The sequence below is a fragment of the Exiguobacterium sp. FD-YE-25-4 genome (assembly GCF_057004685.1).
In genome coordinates this window covers 2,038,525-2,056,544 of the sequence record NZ_CM168041.1, presented here as the reverse complement: position 1 = coordinate 2,056,544, position 18,020 = coordinate 2,038,525, and the positions used below count along the sequence as shown (strand labels likewise).

The window sequence follows — 18,020 nt, the reverse complement described above, 5'->3', positions numbered from 1 at the left end:
GGAAAGAAGGAATGCAAGAATGGACAACTTCATGACATCACGCCAAGGATGGCAGAAAGACATCTCGGCCGGGATCACTGTCGGGGTCGTCGCCGTGCCGCTCGCGATGGCGTTTGCGATCGCCTCAGGTGTCGGACCGGTGTACGGCCTGTACACGGCCATCATCGCTGGGATTCTCGTCAGCCTGTTCGGGGGCTCGACGTTCCAAATCGCCGGACCGACCGGCGCCTTCATTCCGATCGTCTCGGGCGTCATGCTCGCGCACGGCTATGAAGGATTGCTCGTGACCACGTTCCTCGCTGGGATTCTGTTGTTCCTCATGAGCGTGCTCCGCGTCGGACGGCTCATTCGCTTCATGCCGCGCGCTGTCACGATCGGGTTCACGGCCGGGATCGCCGTCGTCATCTTCGTCGACCAGCTCGACGAACTGTTCGGCATCTCGTTTCAGAAGGCGCCGCACTTCCACGAGAATTTACTGAAGCTCGTGACGTCGTTGAATGAAGCGAGCTTATGGCCTGTCTTCATTGCCGCCATCGGTTTCATGACGCTCTGGCTCGTACCGAAACTGCCCGTGAAATTGCCGCTGTTATTGATGGCGATGCTCGTGCCGACGTTCGTCAGTCTCGTCGTCCCAGGGGAAGTCGCGACGATCGGAAGTGCCTATGGCGGCATCCCGAGCGGACTGCCTGAGTTTAACTGGCTCGCGATTGACCTCGATTTGATTGCGACGCTGTTGCCATCGGCGTTCGCGATCGCCTTCCTCGGGGCGCTCGAGTCGTTGTTGTCGGGTGCGGTCGCGGACGGTATGGCCGGAACGAAGATGAACCCGGACAAGGAACTGTTCGGGCAAGGGCTCGCCAACGTCGTCGTCCCGTTCTTCGGCGGGATCCCGGCGACCGGCGCCATCGCCCGGACGGCGACGAACATTCAAGCCGGGGCCGTCAGCCGCCGTTCCGGCGTCATCCACGGGTTGACGGTGCTCCTCGCCGTGCTCGTGTTGGCACCGCTCGCGAGCTATGTCCCGCTGGCCGCACTCGCCCCAATCTTGATGCGCGTCGCTTGGAACATGTCGGAGCGGCATCACGTCTTCGAGATGATCAAGCATCGGTCGGCCGAATCGCTCGTCCTGCTGATCACGCTCGGGCTGACCGTGTTCGTCGATCTCGTCGTCGCCGTCGAGGTCGGGGTCATCTGTGCGCTCGCCTTGTTCGCGAAACGGATGGCCGATACGATCGACGTCCGCGAACAGACGGAACGGTACGTGACGCGCGACGGCCAAGTCGTCTTCAGCGTCGAGGGACCGCTCTTCTTCGGGGCGATCGAGATGTTCGAGCACGTGTTGCATCATATCCATGACGAGCCTGACGTGTTCATCTTCAACTTCCACCGCTGTCCGGTCATCGATGTGACGGCCGTCGAAGAGATTCGCCGCGTCGTCCGCGAGTTGAAAGCGGCCGACCGTCGTGTCGTCTTCGCGCACTTGTCGACACCGGTGCGCCAGACGCTCGCACATTACGGCGTCCTCGACCACGTCGACACGTTCGAGACGACGCAGGAAGCGATTGACGCGTCTTAACGGACGGACAGAATCTGACCGAACGGGATGCGGCGCACGTCCGTGTCGAACAACTCGACTTCACGCTCGGCGTAATAGATGGCGTGGACGTAACCGCGCATGACGTGGGTCATACCGTTGTCGAACAGCGTCAGCTCGACGGCATCACCTTCCCGGATGGCGCGTTCGAGCTCGGTCTGCCACAAGTAGAGCAACTGCTCATCCAAGTCGGGCAGCTCGATCTTTTGGACGTGGGCATAATATTTCTTTAGCAGCGCCACGTGCTCGGGCATGAGGAACGGGATCCATTTTAATTCACCGCGGTCTTTGTAGCGGGTTTGGCTCATGACGATTCACCTCCTTGTTTATGTCCGCCGATGAGGCGTTGCCGCGTCCGGAGCGGACTGTCTTTCAGTAAACTCGATGCTGGGCGGATCGTGCCGCGGCCGAAGCGGACGTTCAAGCGATCGACGAGGTCGAGGAAGTCGAAGCGGCGCGCCCGGGCCCACTCGTCCTCGAAGAACGACAGCTGAACGTGGTCACTCCGAGGCTCGAGCTTGCCGAGGGCGACCGAGACGTAACGGACCGCCTCCGTCTCATCCCACGCGTCGAGGAAGAGCGTCAACAACACCGGCAAGAACTCGCGCTCGTCCGCTGTGAAGCGGGCGAGTTTTTTTTGTTTGCTGAACCCGCGCCGCTCGCTCGTCCGGGTGTAGCGGACGCCGAGATGGACGCTCCCGCCGACGAGTCCGGCCTGTCGCGTCCGCATCCCGACCTCGACCGCAATCGCCTGCAGGACGAGCCGGATGGCTGCGTACGTCGCATAGTCCTTCATGAGCGTGATGCCGTGGCCGATCGTCCGGGGCCGCTGCCGCTTCGCCCCGAACAGGGAGCTCGGCGGGAGGATCGTCGGCGACTCGTCGATGCCCCAGGCGTGATGCCACAGCTCGGCGCCGATGACGCCGAACTTCTCATGGAGCGTCTCGAGCGGATAGCGGGCGAGGTCACCGATCGTCTCGATGCCGAGCCGCCGGAGATGGACTTCCATCTTCGCCCCGACGCCCCACATCTTGCCGATCGGGGCCGGGTGGATCAACTTCTCGACGTCGTGGAGGAAATAGCTGGCGACACCTGTCTTCTTCCCATGCAGGTCGAGGACGAGCTTGGCGAGGACGTTGTTCGGTCCGATGCCGATTGTGACCGGGATGCCGGTGTAGCGGAACACGGTCGATCGGATGAGGCGGGCGACGTGCGCATCGTTCCCGAACAGCCGCTCCGTCCCGGTCAAGTCGACGAGCGTCTCGTCGACCGAGTAGACGCGGATCGCCTCGGGGGGTGCGAACTGGTGCAAGATGTGGACGATTTGGACGGACACGTTCAAATAGTGGCTCATCCGGGCCTCGGCGTAGATGACGTGCCGTCGTTCGTGCCACGGCAACCGGTCGATGTGGAACCGTCTAGAGCCGGTCTTGATGCCGAGCTGCTTCATCGGCGGCGTCGCGGCGAGGACGAGGGCGCCGTAGTCCTGCAGGTTCGATAAGACGACGAGCTTTGTCTTGTACGGGTTCAACTTGCGGGCGGCGCACTCGCAACTGGCATAGAACGAGACGCTGTCGATACAAAAAATCCGACGTCGCATAGCCACCTCTCCTTTTTTACGAACAAGCGTTCTGTTTTTCTCATCGTATCACGGTCTCACGCCGTCTCAAATAGAAAAATGAAAACAAATTTTGAAAAGAGTTAAAAAAAGGATAGATGGTGAATGAAATTCCATCTTTTTGGAATTTACCGAAATAATAAAGCGAGGCGGAAACAAAATCCGGTATAATGGGAGGGTAGCTAGACAAATATGGTTTCGGACGATGGAGGCTATCCTGTGATTGATTTTGTGAAGCAATTGACCAATGATCAGGCACGACGATTGAAAACCTATAAGAAACAAGTCGAACGCATCAACGCGTACGAAGAAACGATGCGCGCCTTAGACGATGAGGCGCTTCGCCAGTACGCGCTCGAACTGAAACAGCGGCTCACGGACGGTGCGGACGTCCGCGCCATCACGGAGGAAGGGTTCGCCCTCGTCCGCGAGGCATCCGTCCGGACGATCGGGCTCCGTCACTATGACGTCCAGCTCATCGGCGGTCTTGCGCTGCTCGAAGGAAATATCGCCGAGATGCCGACCGGGGAAGGGAAGACGCTCGTCGCGGCTCTCCCGGCGTTCGTCAAGGCGCTCGAAGGGAAAGGCGTCCATGTCATCACGGTAAACGACTATTTGGCGATGCGTGACGCCGAACAGATCGGCAAGATTCATACGTTTCTCGGGCTCACGGTTGGACTGAACGTCCCGGAGATGGAGCTCGCTGACAAACAGGCGGCGTATGCGGCCGACATTACATACGGGGTCGGGACCGAGTTCGGGTTCGACTATCTTCGGGACCACTTGGTCGGCTCGCCGGAAGAACGGGTCCAGCGTCCGTTCCATTTCGCGCTGCTCGATGAAGTCGACAGCGTCTTGATCGACGAGGCGAAGACGCCGCTCATCATTGCCCAGAAGGACGAGTCGCACGTCCGCTTGAAACGTCTCGCCCAAACCGTGTTCGGCCAATTGACGGAAGACGACTATACGGTCGACCTCGAGGCGCGCGCCGTCATGTTCTCGGACAAAGGTATCGAGAAAATCGAGGCGTTGTTCTCGGTCGACAACTTGTTTTCCGCCGAGCACCACGTCTTGTATCACTACATGATGCAGGCGCTCCGGGCGAACGTGTTGTTCGAGCGGGACGTCGACTATATCGTCCAAGAAGGCAAAATCGAGTTGATCGACTTGTTCACGGGTCGGGTCATGGAAGGCAGGAGCTTGTCGGAAGGCCTCCATCAGGCGCTCGAGGCGAAAGAACAGATCGACATCACCGAAGAGAACAAGACGACGGCCGAGATCACGATTCAACACTACTTCCGGATGTACCCGCTCCTCGGCGGCATGACCGGGACGGCGCAGACGTCACGTGAAGAGTTCATGAAGACGTATCAGATGGACGTCGTCCAAGTGCCGACGAACCGGCCGAAGAAGCGCCAGGACCTGCCGGACCGCGTCTTTGATACGATTGCCCATAAATATGCGGCGGTCGGTCAAGAGGTCGCGGCCATCCACGCGACGGGACAACCGATTTTGATCGGGACGACGTCGATCGCCCAGTCGGAGGCCGTCAGCGAGCAGCTTCAAAAACAAGGCATCGCGCATGAACTGTTGAACGCGAAGACGGTCGCCCAAGAAGCCGAGATTATCGCTGAGGCGGGACGGCTCGGTCACGTGACGATCGCGACGAACATGGCCGGACGCGGGACCGACATCGTCTTAGACGAGACGGCACGCGAACAGGGCGGCTTGTATGTCATCGGGACGGAACGGCACGAATCGCTCCGCGTCGACAATCAGCTCCGCGGACGGTCGGGACGTCAAGGCGACCCGGGCATGTCACGTTTCTTCGTCTCGCTCGAGGACGACCTCGTCAAACGGTACGCCGCCGAACGGTTGAAACGTGTCGAGCACAAACTGACGCCGGACGAACACGGAGAAGTCCGCCATAAAGAAGCGGGCGACATCATCGAATACGCCCAGACGACGATCGAAGGTGTCGGCGTGTCGGTCCGTGACTACATGTTCAAGCTCGACGATGTCTTGAACGAGCAGCGCCGCATCATCTATACGATTCGCGATGAGGCGGTCGACGCCAATGCGACGGCCATCTTGAACAACGTGCTCGCGATGATGCGCCTCGCGCTCAACGAGACGCTCGACCGTCATATCGCGGCCGACCTCGTCCCGGAAGAGTGGGCGACGGACGCGCTCATCGAGGACTATCTCTATTTGACGCAACAGGCGCCGACGTGGGATGACACGGTCGGGGACAAAGAAGAGTTGAAACAAGCGGTCGCCCCATGGATCGACGGCATCGTCGCGACGGCAGAACAGCGGATCGAGGGTTACCCGGAAGTCATCGCCTTCGCGCGGCAACAACTGCTCAACCATCTCGATATCCGCTGGACGAACCATTTGACGACGATGAACGCCTTGAAAGAAGGCATCGGGCTCCGCAGCTATGGCCAGGAAGACCCGAGCCGTCAGTTCGGCAAGGAAGGACTCGAGATCTTCCAAGAGACGTATCTCGATATCGCCCGCGACGTGACGATTCAACTGTGCCAGCTAGATCTATACTTTGCGCAACGGGAAGAGGAGGGGCTGTGACATGTTCGGACTATTGAAACGAAAGAAAATCGAGACGATCATCCGCCAAGACGACGAGCGGGCGCTCCGCCTCGTGTTCGATGAAGGGATGGACATCTCGAAAGAAGATGAGTACGTGTTCCGCTATCATGCGACGACGTTGCCGCCGCTCGCGGACAACCAGTTGTCGATCGAGCTGCTCAGTGCGACGAAGAACCCGGGCGGCCTGTCCGTGGTCGCCTTGTTCCGCAACACGGTCGCGACCGAGTTCTCGCTCGACGAGATCCCGGTGCTCTTGTTGAACGAGCGCCGCGAACCGCTCGGCCAAAAGATGCTGAGCCGGATGGATTTGCCGTCGTTCGAGGCGATGACGAGTAAGCCCGTCTATCTCGACTTCTTCGAGGAGGAACTGTTCACCGATGTCGACGCTCTCGACACCGAGTCGCTCCAACTCGCCTTCCAAATGAATCCTACGGCACCGCTCCAAGACATCTCCGACGGCGAACGGGACGCGTTCCCTGACGTGGCGTGGTATCGCCTGAAGCGGATGAACGTCCTCAGCCGTCCGGTCGCCGAAGGCCAGTTTGATCTGTTGCTCGTCCATCTCGACGTGACCGACACGGAAATCGGTGCCTCGCTCCTCGTCCGGAACGGGTACCTCGAGCAGGCTCTCCAAATCCCGCGCCTCCCGCTCGAGTTGATGCAGCGGGACGAGGTCGTCGGCCGGGCCGACGCAACGCTCAACGAGCCGATTTTACCGAAACATGATTATCCGCTCCACGTCCGCTTCAAGCGGCCGGAAGGAGACAGCGACGGACCGATCTCGATTCGCATCCGTTCGTGACGATATGACCATCCCTGACACGCGTCGGGGATGGTTTTTTAGGTCTAATGGACTGCTTGTGCGAAGTCTAGCCACTAAACAAGTCGGGCTAAAAAACCGCTTGAAGCGAAGTCGTCTGTTCCGGTAAATCATACCGTTTCATACCTTTTCCATGTTCTCGGAAAGTCGTCTACAACCAGACCTTTCTTTACCAAATTTTTAAGGAAATAGGACATAGGATTCATTAAAATGAGAGTCCGGCTATGGTATATTTAGTCCGCAATGCACACCACATGAATGGGGAGAAAAATCATGTCTAAATTTACGAAGATGGCCATTGCTACGTCGCTCATCGTCCCAACGCTCATCCCGCTCCAACACGCATCAGCTGCCGACGAGGATGTCGTCAAACTGCGCTTCTTGGAGACGACCGACTTACATACGAATATCACTAACTACGACTACTTCCAGGACAAGATCGACAACACGATCGGCTTGACGAAAGTGGCGACGTTGATTCAGCAACATCGCATGGAAGCCGGCAAACCGAACACGTTCCTATTCGATAACGGGGATACGATTCAAGGGACGCCGTTCGGGGATTACGTCCGTGAACAGCATCAACAAACACCGGGTACGTTTGAACATCCGATGTACAAAGCGATGTCGGCGCTCGAGTTCGATGCGGTCACACTCGGGAACCACGAGTTCAACTTCGGACTCCAGTTCTTGTATGACGCGATGCAAGGCTCAAAAGGCAAGCTCCGCTTCGTCAACTCGAACGTGAAAGACTTGTCGGGTGAGCCGATCGTCTCGAAATATAACGAGGATGGACAAGAAGTCCAAATCATCGAACGCCAAGTCGTCGACGCGGACGGCGAGACGCACACGATCAAAGTCGGTGTCTTCGGGGTCGTCCCGCCGAAAATCATGTCGTGGGACTCAGGCAACCTCCAAGGCAAGGTGACAGCGGATGATATCATCCCGTCGGCACGTGAGTCGGTCGCGAAATTGAAAGAGCAAGGAGCCGACGTCGTTGTCGCGCTCGCGCACTCAGGTATCGGGGAAAGTGCGACGCTCGCCGATCAACAAGAAGACGGGGAAGAGAACGTCGGCTACGCGCTCACGAAAATCGAAGGGCTCGACATGGTCATGACCGGTCACCAACATGGCCGTTTCCCGGACGCGAAAGGCATGTTTGCCACGTTCCCGAACGTGAACATGGATAAAGGGACGATCAACGGCAAGCCGGTCGTCATGGCGAACAACCAAGGGAAAGACCTCGGGGTCATCGACCTTGACCTCGAGCTCGTCGATGGCAACTGGCAAGTACTCGATGCGAACGCGAAACTCGATACGGTCACGGCCGAAACACCGGTCGATGCGACGATTCAGGCGCTCATCGATACGGAGCATAAGGCGACGATCGAATACATCAACCGTTCAGTCGGGGAGATTCAAGACGATATCCAAAGCTACTTCGCGCTCGTCCGTGACGATTCGTCGGTCCAGTTCGTGACGAACGCGCAGAAATGGTACGTCGAGAAAGAACTCGCGACAAACCCGGAACTCGCGGCGTATAAAGAACTCCCGCTTCTCTCGGCCGGAGCACCGTTCAAAGCCGGTAACCGTCAATTGACGGACGCCAGCTATTACACGAACATCCCGAAAGGCTCGATCGCATTGAAAAACGTGGCCGACTTGTACGTCTATCCGAACACGCTCGAAGTCGTCAAAGTGACGGGCGCGGACGTGATGGACTGGCTCGAGATGTCCGCCGGGGCGTACAAACAAGTCTCAGACGAGAACGACGAGCTGCTCAACTTGGAGTTCCGCAGCTATAACTTCGATATCCTTGACGGCCTCACGTATGAGATCGATGTCACGGGTCCAGCCAAGTTCGATGCGGGCGGGAAGTTGATCAACGACAAGGCGAACCGCGTCAAGAACGTCGAGTATAACGGCAAACCGATCACGCTCGACCAGGAGTTCCTCGTCGCGACGAACAACTATCGGGCCGGCTCGACGTCGTTCCCTGGGCTCGGTGGCGGGAAGAACATCGTCTACCGTTCGGCTTACGAGACACGGAACGTGATCTCGGACTATATCGTCAACAGCGCAGGCAGCGTCGACTACAAAGCGGACGACAACTGGAAGATCGTCGCCGATGCGAAACGAATCGCAAAATTCGAGACGGCCGACGCCGGCAAACAGTACGTCGACTTGTATGAAGGCATCGAAGCGACCGAGACGACACGTCCGGACGCGGCGAACCGCTTATTCCGCACGTACACGATCGAGCTCGATCAAGCGGCAGTTGAAATCGCTCTAACGGTGAACACGATCAAACCGGGTGCGAAAGCAGTGACCGGTACGACGACACCGAACGCGACGGTCACGTTGAAAGACGGTGACAAAGTGCTTGCGACAGCGAAAGCGGACAAAGACGGCGCGTATACGCTCGTGACGAAACCGCTCAAACTTCGTCAGTCACTTACCATCGTCTCTGAACTCGATGGGGCGACCGTGACGGAAACGAAAGTCGTCGGAGCTGGCTTCGTCGGCACACCGGCCCTCGCATCGAAGTTGACGTACGCCAACACGAACGTCATTTCTGGGAAAGTGACGCCGGAGACGAAGTTGACGCTCAAGCGTGACGGCAAGACGATCGCCTACGCGACGTCGGACAAAAACGGATCGTTCGAATTCACGAAACGCGCCGGCTTCATCTACGGGGACTATGAAGTCATCGCTAAAGATGTGACCGGAAAAGTCGTCAAAGCGAAGGCGTTCACGTTCAAGAAAGCGGCCATCGCGACACCGAAGAACACGAAAGGCGTGAAGGTCGGAACGAAAGCGCTCATCGGGAAAACGACACCGGGTGCCGTCGTCGTATTGAAAGACGCGAAAGGCAAACAAGTCGCCAAAGTGAAAGCGAGCTGGGCCGGAACGTATACGTTCACATTCAAAAAAGGTCTTGCTAAAGGAAGCTACGCGGTCATCGCGAGCGACTACACAGGCGCAAGTGCGAAACAAGCGAAGTTCGCATTGAAATAAGCGATTCAACCGAGACGGCGTCCCAACAGGGCGCCGTTTTTGCGCGCTCGAAAAAGTGTCAAAAAAGTGAACGAAACCTCTTACGAAAAAAGGGGAACTGCTGTATAATCAATCACGTAAGCGTTTACATTATATGTGTAAAACAACGGGATTCATTTTTTTCGGGGCCGGTGGGGACCGGCTACATACGTTCAAAAGGGGACAGCACACATGATTACATTCTTTATCGCCTTGGCGATTCTATTCGTCGGGTACAAAGTGTACGGCAGCTACGTCGAGAAGACGTTCGGCATCAAGGAAGAGCGGACGACACCTGCCTACGCGTCACAGGACGGCATCGACTACGTGCCGATGGGGAAAAAACGGAACTCGATGATTCAACTGTTGAACATCGCCGGAGTCGGCCCGATTTTTGGCCCAATCATGGGGGCGCTCTACGGACCGGTCGCGTTCCTGTGGATCGTCTTCGGATCGATTTTCGCTGGAGCGGTACACGACTATTTGACGGGCATGATCTCACTTCGGAACAACGGGGCGCACTTGCCGCAGCTCGCCGAGAAGTTCCTCGGCCGCTCGCTCCGCCACGTCGTCAACGGGTTCGCCCTGCTTCTCTTGCTCTTGGTCGGGACGGTGTTCGTCACGTCGCCGAGTAACATGATCAACAACTTGTTCGACGGCAATGCGACGACACTCACGATCGTCATCTTCGCCGTGTTCGCGTACTACATCTTGGCGACGCTCCTTCCGGTCGATAAGATCATCGGACGCATCTACCCGTTCTTTGGGGCGCTCCTCATGATCAGCGCCGTCGGGATTGCCGTCAGTCTGTTCGCACAGGGCTACCAGATTCCAGAGATGACACTCACGAACATGCATCCGGACGGCTTGCCGATTTGGCCACTCCTCTTCTTCACGATCTCGTGTGGAGCGTTGTCTGGTTTCCACGCCACGCAGTCGCCGATCATCTCGCGGACGACGATGAAAGAGAGCAACGGCCGTGAAATCTTCTACGGCATGATGATTGTCGAAGCGGTCATCGCCATGATTTGGGCCGGGGCCGCCATGGCCATCTTCGAGCCAGGCGAATTGCTCGGATTGATTCAAACCGGTACGCCGGCACTTGTCGTCCAAGAAGTGGCGACGCTCATGCTCGGCAGCATCGGCGGCACGCTCGCCATCCTCGGTGTCATCGTCTTGCCGATCACATCGGGCGACACGGCGTTCCGTAGCGCTCGGATGATCATCGCCGACTATATGAAAGTCGCGCAGAAGAAGTTCTCGTCACGCCTGTGGATCGCGCTCCCGCTCTTCGCGATCTCATACGTGCTCACGAACATGGACTTCCAGATGCTCTGGCAATACTTCAACTGGGCCAACCAGACGACGGCGGTCATCGCCTTGTTCGTCGGGGCGATGTACCTCTACATCAAAGGGCGCAACCACTATATCGCGCTCATTCCGGGCACGTTCATGTTGTACGCCGTTTGGTTCTACATTTTGACGGCACCGATCGGCTTCAAGATGGATGGGGTCATCCCGTACGTCATCGCCACGATCGGGACGATCACGTTGCTCGTCTTGTTCCACATGCGCGCCAAAGCGATGCGGGCACAAAACATGGAATGTGACGTCCCGGTGAAGGATGTCGCATAATTCACAGACATGGGTCGTTTCGACCCATGTTTTTGTTTGCAACAAAATCGGGAAATGACCATACTAGAGGAATAGATTTGAAAGGTGGGACCTGAATGGATCAAGAGAAGCTAAAAGACATGCTCCATGCCGACACGCTCGGGGAAGAGATTGCGAGCGCCATCACCCATGGCCTCGGGGTCATCTTCAGCATCGTCGCGCTCGTCTTGCTCGTGAACACGGCGACCGAGACGGGGAGCACGTGGAACGTCATCGCCGTGAGCGTGTTCGGGGTATCGATGATTTTGCTGTACCTGTTCTCGACACTCATGCATGCGATTCCACATCCACGGGCGAAACGCGTGCTCCAAGTGTTCGACCATGCCGGGATTTACTTCTTGATTGCGGGTAGCTATACGCCGTTCGCGCTCGTGTCACTCCACGGGAAGCTCGGCTGGATGTTGTTCGGAATCGTCTGGGGCGTCGCGATTCTCGGTATCATTTGGAAGCTGTTCTCGACCGGGAAGTACATGTGGGTATCGAACGTGACGTATCTCGCGCTCGGCTGGATTTGTATCATCGTCGTGCGCCCGCTGTATGAATCCATCGGACATAACGGGTTCATGTTGCTCCTCGCCGGAGGGATCGCCTATTCGGTCGGGATCGTCTTTTACATGTGGCAGAAACTGCCGTTCAACCATGCGATTTGGCATATGTTCGTCCTCGCTGGAAGTGTGCTCGTTTTCCTCAGTATTTTGCTCTATGTGGCACCGAATACGAGCCTGTAAAATAGACGTCCCACGGGGCGTCTGTTTTTTTCTAAATCTAAGGAAATGAATCGGTGAAAACGATTACAAAATTACAGACGAATGGACGTTTGTATGTCATAATAATTTCAGACATCGTCATAGAGATAGATGGGTGTAAACGTAAGGGGGAAAATCAGATGGAAAAAGTGTTGCGCGATGGATTTATCTACATGTCTCAAAACAAAACACTCAACAGTTTGGCTAAAAAATACGGGCTTCGGTTCGGGGCTTCGCGCTTTGTGGCGGGGGAAGATTTCAAGACGTCGGTGCCGACGATTCGTGAGTTGAACGCGAAAGGATTATCGGTCACGGTCGACCACTTAGGGGAATTCATCACGACGGTCGCAGAAGCGAACCAAAATCGGGATGAAATCATTCGTGCCATCGAAATCATGGCGGAAGAGAAGCTTGACGCGTACATGTCGCTCAAGCTGACGTCGCTCGGATTCGATATCTTGGACGAGTTGATCGAAGACAACATGCGTCAAATCTTGACGACGGCGAAAGAAGTCGGTGTGTTCGTCGCCATCGATATGGAAGATGAGGCACGTTGCGAGAAGACGCTCGACTTGTTCAAGAAATTGAAAACGGACTTTGAGGGCCTGGGGACGGTCATCCAGTCATACTTGTACCGCTCGGAAGATGACATCAATCATCTCGCGCCGCTCAAACCGAACCTTCGTATCGTCAAAGGGGCTTACAAGGAACCGGCGACGGTCGCTTTCCCGGAGAAAGAAGACGTCGACCACAACTACTTGAAGCTCGTCAAACTCCATCTGGCGAACGGGAACTACGCCTCTATCGCAACACATGACGACCATATGATCGATGCGGTCATCGAACATGTGAAACTGAACAACATCCCACTCGACCAGTTCGAGTTCCAAATGCTGTACGGCATCCGGGTCGAGCGTCAACTTGAGCTCGTCCGTCAAGGCTATAAAGTCCGTGTCTACGTGCCATACGGCCGTGATTGGTACGGCTACTTCATGCGCCGCCTCGCAGAACGTCCGGCGAACGTCGCGTTCGTCTTAAAAGGGATGGTCAAGAAATGAAACAAGCACACGAGTTCAACGTGAACTCGTGTGCTTTTCTGTGTTCATATGTTTGTCGAGGATTCGCTCGATTTCACTTTGTTCGACTTCCGTGACTCCGTCTTTCACCTTCGGGATGATTAACGCCTCATCCTCTTCGTAATAGAGGAAGCGATGCGTCTCGTTCTCGTTCACTTTGAGAATGGATGTCCATGGGACTTGCGTCGTTCGGTGGACGTTGCCACGAACGGCATGCATCTCGACGGTCGTGTCAGAAAGCTGGAGCGTGACGTCTTTTGGCCAAGTGTCCTGTTTGTTGAGGGCACGACGGGTTTGCCAAAGGGCGAGCGGGGCATGCAAGTCCTTTAGCAGCGGTCTAAGTAATAGCGCGAACAATAGCCCGATTCCGACTGTGATGAGTAAAGATAAGCCGATCGAATCGGGGTGCGGTACGAGGAAGAATGCAGCCGCATACCCGAGAGCGAATAGCGGGAGATTCATATATTTCAACCATACGCCGCGAGCTCGTTTATATTGATTGGAATGGTGAATCATGTCGTTTTGGAAAGCTAAAAAATCGTCAAGCGTCAGTTGATAGGTGGTGACCATTGCATCCACTCCTTTGAGATTCGTCATAAATACGTGCTGATTGAAGAAGAACTTTGTCGCTTAGAGTGTGATGCCTAAGTGTTTTTGTAGCAGATCATTCATTCGAATTCGCTCCGTCTCGTTGAGCATCTGGTTTTGTTTCGGGACGATAATCGCTTCCGCCGCTTCAATAAATATATAGTGATGGGTCTCGTCCTCGTTCACTCGTTCAATCGCTTCCCACGCGACTTGAACCCGTTTGTTGACGGCATTGTGGAGCGAATTGACTTCAATCCCGTTCTCATGGATTGACAAAGTGACATCACGTGGCCATTTCGAGTCCTGTCGAAGTATGGATCGCAACTGTCTCAACCTCATCGTGAAATACACTTTCTTGAAGAGCGGGAATAAGAGCAGCGCCGGGACCACAGCGGCACTGGCGGCGAGTGCGAGGATGACAGGGGCGGAGAGCGTTTGCGGTAACAAGACAATCGCGAGGGCAAATCCGTAAAAGGCGGTCAGTAACATGAGTATGAGCGTGACAAGTATAGATTTTCGTTTATCGGGAACCGAGTTTTTGATGAAGTTCTTTTGTAACGTGAAAAAATCATCTTGTGTCAATCGATAATGAATCATCCATCATTGGCTCCTTTCTTTCGTCTAAATGACAGGTTGACGCATGCAATAACGCTAACATAGGATGGATTATTTTCCCAACAAAAAGACCCAGTGACTGAACACTGGGCCATCTTACAAAATCATCCGTTGATGACCGTCCCACCGTTGACGTGCATGACCTGTCCGCTGACGTACGTCGAGTCGTCACTTGCGAGATAGACGTAAGCCGGGGCGAGTTCCGCTGGTTGGCCCGGACGTTTCATCTCAGCCGAGTCACCGAACGAGGCGACTTTTTCCGCTGAGAACGTCGCTGGGATGAGCGGTGTCCAAATCGGACCTGGTGCGACGCCGTTGACGCGAATCTTCTTCTCGGCCAAGTTCTTGGCGAGCGAACGCGTGAAGGCCGTGATCGCACCTTTCGTCGATGCGTAGTCGATCAATTGATCGTTACCTTCGTACGCTGTGATCGACGTCGTGTTGATGATGCTTGCGCCTTCGTTCAAGTACGGGAGGGCGGCTTTCGTCAAATAGAACATGCTGAAGATGTTCGTCCGGAACGTCTGCTCGAGCTGGTCGTCCGAGATATCGAGGAGCGACTCCTGCGGATGCTGCTCGGCGGCGTTATTGACGAGGATGTCCAAATGGCCGAACGTCTCGAGCGTCTGTTTGACGACGTCTTGGCAGAAAGCCGAGTCGCCGAGGTCACCTTGCAGCAATAGACAAGCTTGACCGAGTTCTTCGATGCGTTCTTTCGTCGCCTCGGCGTCCTCGAGCTCGTTTTGGTCTTTATAGACGATGACCGTATTCGCGCCTTCGTGGGCGAAGAAGATGGCGACCGATTTCCCGATGCCGGAGTCACCGCCCGTGATGATGGCGACTTTATCTTTCAGTTTATCGCTTCCTTTATATCCTTTACGTTCATAGATCGGGTACGGCTCCATCTTCGAATCGATTCCCGGTTGATGGGCTTGTTCTTGGCCGTCTTTCTTGAACGATTCAAAATCCTGTCGGTTCCCCATTGTGTTTAAACGATTATCACTCATGAATACATTCCCCTTTCTAAAATTGACTCTTTGTGTCTATACCACAGTCACCGAAAAATAAATCGTCCTCGGTGAAATTGGAACGAATTTGAAAAATGAACGCTTGCGAATGAATTGTCATTCATTTATGATAGAAGAGTAAACACGATGGTGATTGCGATTTTTTTTACGCTTGAAATGAATCACTATTCATTCTCATTGAGGGGGGAACAATATGACGAGTCACATCGAACAATCAGCCGACCTCCGTTTGACGAGCAACATTCGTTTTGCGGTCGTCATCGGTTCAGGAGTAATGGGGGCGGGGATTGCGGCTCACTTGGCGAACGCGGGGATTCGTTCGCTCATGCTCGACATCGTACCACGTGAATTGACGGCGAAAGAAGAAGCGAAAGGGCTCACGCTCGAGTCGCCACAAGTACGGAACCGCATCGCTTCTGAGAACCGTCAAAAGCTATTGAAACAAAACCCGGCACCGCTCGCGACAGCGGAGCACTTGAACTTCATCGACGTGGGGAACTTAGAAGATGATCTCGAGCGCTTGAAGGAAGCGGACTGGGTCATCGAAGTCGTCGTCGAACGGCTCGATGTGAAGCAGCAACTGTTCGAAAAAATCGCACCTTACATCCGTGAAGACGCGATTCTCAGCTCGAACACGTCGGGTATCTCGATCGAGGCGATGGCGAGCGTATTGCCGGAAGGCTTGAAGGCACGTTTCCTCGGAACACACTTCTTCAACCCACCGCGCTATTTGAAATTGCTCGAACTCATCCCGACGGAGAAGACGGCACGCCCGGTCATCGATTTCATGGCCCGCTTTGCTGAGGACCGTCTCGGGAAAGGCGTCGTCGAAGCGAAAGACACACCGAACTTCATCGGGAACCGCATCGGCACGTACGGACTCCTCGTCACGTTCGAAGAGATGCTCAAGCAGAACGCCTCGATCGGCGAGATGGACTCGATCACCGGACCGCTCATCGGCCGGCCAAAATCGGCGACATTCCGCACGCTCGACGTCGTCGGCATCGACACGTTCGTCCACGTCGCCGGAAATGTCTATGAGACGCTCGACGCCGGTGAAGAGAAGGATACGTTCAACGTCCCTGCTGAAATGAAGACGCTCGTCGAGAAGGGATGGATCGGTCAAAAGGCCGGACAAGGCTTCTACAAGAAAGACGGAAAAGTCATCCAGGAACTGAATCTCGAGACGTTCGAATACGAACAATTGAAAGCGATTACAGGACCGGAGCTCGACCAAATCAAATCGCTCCCAGGTTCGAAAGCGAAGCTGAAAGGCGCCATCTTGAACAAAGGACGCATCGGACAACTGCTCTGGCCGGTCACGGCGAAGACGCTCGTCTACTCGGCTCGTCTCACAGGCGAGATCAGTGATTCGATCGTCGCCATCGATGACGCGATGAAGTGGGGCTTCGGCTGGAAGTTCGGACCGTTCGAGACATGGGACGCACTCGGTGTCGAGAAGTCGGTCGCCCGCATGAAAGCGGAAGGCTATGACGTCCCGGCGTGGATCGATGAGATGCTCGCTGCCGGACACACATCGTTCTATAAGGGAGACCAGTATTACGACCAAGCGTCACAGACGTACGTTGAGAAGACCGTCAACCCGAAAGAAGTGAAACTCGCCCCGCTCGCCAAGTCGAACGGGATCGTGCTCGAGAACGGTGGGGCCCGCCTCATCGATATCGGAGACGACGTCGTCGCCCTCGAGTTCACGTCACCGAACAATGCGATCGGTGTCGACATCATGCAGATGATTGAACAGTCGATCGACCTCGTCGAGACCGACTTCAAAGGACTCGTCCTCGCCAACGATGGTAAGAACTTCTGTGTCGGTGCCAACCTCGCGATGATGCTCATGGAAGCGGAAGACGAGAACTGGTACGAGCTCGATTGGATCATCAACAAGTTCCAACAAGTCGTCCAGAAGATTCGCTACGCGGGTCGCCCGGTCGTCGTCGCACCTTACGGCATGACGCTCGGCGGCGGAACCGAAATCAGCTTGCCGGCCGCACGCATGCAGGCGGCGCTCGAGACGTATATGGGTCTCGTCGAAGTCGGCGTCGGCCTCATCCCAGGTGGGGGCGGAAACCTCAACACGTATCGTCGCCTCCTCGAGCAGACACCGAAGTCGATGCAAAACATCGAGAAAGCGGCGCAACAGACGTTCGAGAATATCGCCATGGCGAAAGTATCGAAGTCGGCCTATGACGCGAAAGCGCTCGGCTATCACCGTCCGGTCGACGGCATCTCGATGAACCGCGACCACTTGACGTTCGACGCGAAACAGACGGTGCTCGGTCTCGCTGACGGCTACACGGCACCGGTTCGTGAGAAGTTGCCGGTCGTCGGTCAAACGGGGAAAGCGACACTCGAACTCGCGGCGTACGAGATGTTCTACGGTGGCTATATCTCTGAACACGATTTGAAGATCGCGAAAAAACTTGCCCACGTCATCAGCGGCGGCGATTTGGCATACGGCACGATGGTCGACGAGCAGTACTTCCTCGACATCGAGCGCGAGGCGTTCCTAAGCCTCATCGGGGAACCGAAATCGCAGCAACGGATGCAACATATGCTCGTCAAAGGCAAACCACTTCGGAACTGACAAAAGGGGG

At 55.7% G+C, this 18,020-nt stretch carries 13 protein-coding genes; 8 read left to right on the top strand and 5 right to left on the bottom strand.

What is annotated here, in order from left to right:
- The first annotated feature begins 19 nt into the window (after positions 1–19).
- Positions 20–1,576: a SulP family inorganic anion transporter gene (locus AC13H5_RS10585; protein ID WP_483545698.1), complete on the top strand. Its 1,557-nt coding sequence runs from the start codon at positions 20–22 to the stop codon at positions 1,574–1,576.
- Here AC13H5_RS10585 and AC13H5_RS10580 read toward each other — a convergent pair.
- Positions 1,573–1,902, bottom strand: a complete 330-nt coding sequence (locus AC13H5_RS10580) for a YolD-like family protein (protein ID WP_215189911.1) — start codon at positions 1,900–1,902, stop codon at positions 1,573–1,575. The two genes, AC13H5_RS10585 and AC13H5_RS10580, sit on opposite strands and share 4 nt — an antisense overlap.
- The gene (locus AC13H5_RS10575; protein ID WP_483545697.1) at positions 1,899–3,194 is read right to left on the bottom strand and encodes a Y-family DNA polymerase; all 1,296 of its coding nucleotides are present in this window, start codon (positions 3,192–3,194) and stop codon (positions 1,899–1,901) included. The genes AC13H5_RS10580 and AC13H5_RS10575 overlap by 4 nt, the downstream gene beginning before the upstream one ends.
- A 237-nt stretch (positions 3,195–3,431) precedes the next feature.
- Between AC13H5_RS10575 and secA2 the strand changes: the two genes are divergently transcribed.
- The 6 genes from secA2 (at position 3,432) to AC13H5_RS10545 (ending at position 13,156) form a co-directional block, all read left to right on the top strand.
- Positions 3,432–5,801, top strand: coding sequence for an accessory Sec system translocase SecA2 (gene secA2 / locus AC13H5_RS10570; RefSeq protein WP_483545696.1), 2,370 nt, complete (start codon positions 3,432–3,434; stop codon positions 5,799–5,801).
- A gap of 1 nt (position 5,802) precedes the next feature.
- Positions 5,803–6,624, top strand: coding sequence for an SLAP domain-containing protein (locus AC13H5_RS10565; protein WP_483545695.1), 822 nt, complete (start codon positions 5,803–5,805; stop codon positions 6,622–6,624).
- Between the two features lie 291 nt (positions 6,625–6,915).
- Positions 6,916–9,660, top strand: coding sequence for a bifunctional 2',3'-cyclic-nucleotide 2'-phosphodiesterase/3'-nucleotidase (locus tag AC13H5_RS10560; RefSeq protein ID WP_483545694.1), 2,745 nt, complete (start codon positions 6,916–6,918; stop codon positions 9,658–9,660).
- A gap of 210 nt (positions 9,661–9,870) precedes the next feature.
- Positions 9,871–11,313: a carbon starvation CstA family protein gene (locus tag AC13H5_RS10555; protein WP_483545693.1), complete on the top strand. Its 1,443-nt coding sequence runs from the start codon at positions 9,871–9,873 to the stop codon at positions 11,311–11,313.
- Between the two features lie 95 nt (positions 11,314–11,408).
- The gene (trhA, locus tag AC13H5_RS10550; RefSeq protein WP_034778486.1) at positions 11,409–12,080 is read left to right on the top strand and encodes a PAQR family membrane homeostasis protein TrhA; all 672 of its coding nucleotides are present in this window, start codon (positions 11,409–11,411) and stop codon (positions 12,078–12,080) included.
- Positions 12,081–12,238: 158 nt separating this feature from the next.
- Positions 12,239–13,156 carry a proline dehydrogenase family protein gene (locus AC13H5_RS10545; RefSeq protein ID WP_483545692.1) on the top strand — a complete coding sequence of 306 codons (918 nt, stop codon included), beginning with the start codon at positions 12,239–12,241 and terminating at the stop codon, positions 13,154–13,156.
- Between the two features lie 15 nt (positions 13,157–13,171).
- On the opposite strand, the gene AC13H5_RS10540 is transcribed toward AC13H5_RS10545, so the two are convergent.
- The 3 genes from AC13H5_RS10540 to AC13H5_RS10530 all read right to left on the bottom strand — a co-directional run bounded on the left by AC13H5_RS10540 (position 13,172) and on the right by AC13H5_RS10530 (position 15,384).
- The gene (locus AC13H5_RS10540) at positions 13,172–13,744 is read right to left on the bottom strand and encodes a YcxB family protein (RefSeq protein ID WP_215189916.1); all 573 of its coding nucleotides are present in this window, start codon (positions 13,742–13,744) and stop codon (positions 13,172–13,174) included.
- Between the two features lie 60 nt (positions 13,745–13,804).
- The gene (locus AC13H5_RS10535; protein WP_215189917.1) at positions 13,805–14,359 is read right to left on the bottom strand and encodes a YcxB family protein; all 555 of its coding nucleotides are present in this window, start codon (positions 14,357–14,359) and stop codon (positions 13,805–13,807) included.
- Between the two features lie 122 nt (positions 14,360–14,481).
- Complete coding sequence (locus tag AC13H5_RS10530) at positions 14,482–15,384, bottom strand: SDR family oxidoreductase (protein ID WP_371743398.1); 903 nt, start codon at positions 15,382–15,384, stop codon at positions 14,482–14,484.
- Between the two features lie 214 nt (positions 15,385–15,598).
- Between AC13H5_RS10530 and AC13H5_RS10525 the strand changes: the two genes are divergently transcribed.
- Positions 15,599–18,010, top strand: a complete 2,412-nt coding sequence (locus AC13H5_RS10525) for a 3-hydroxyacyl-CoA dehydrogenase/enoyl-CoA hydratase family protein (RefSeq protein WP_214823184.1) — start codon at positions 15,599–15,601, stop codon at positions 18,008–18,010.
- The last annotated feature ends 10 nt before the right edge of the window (positions 18,011–18,020 follow it).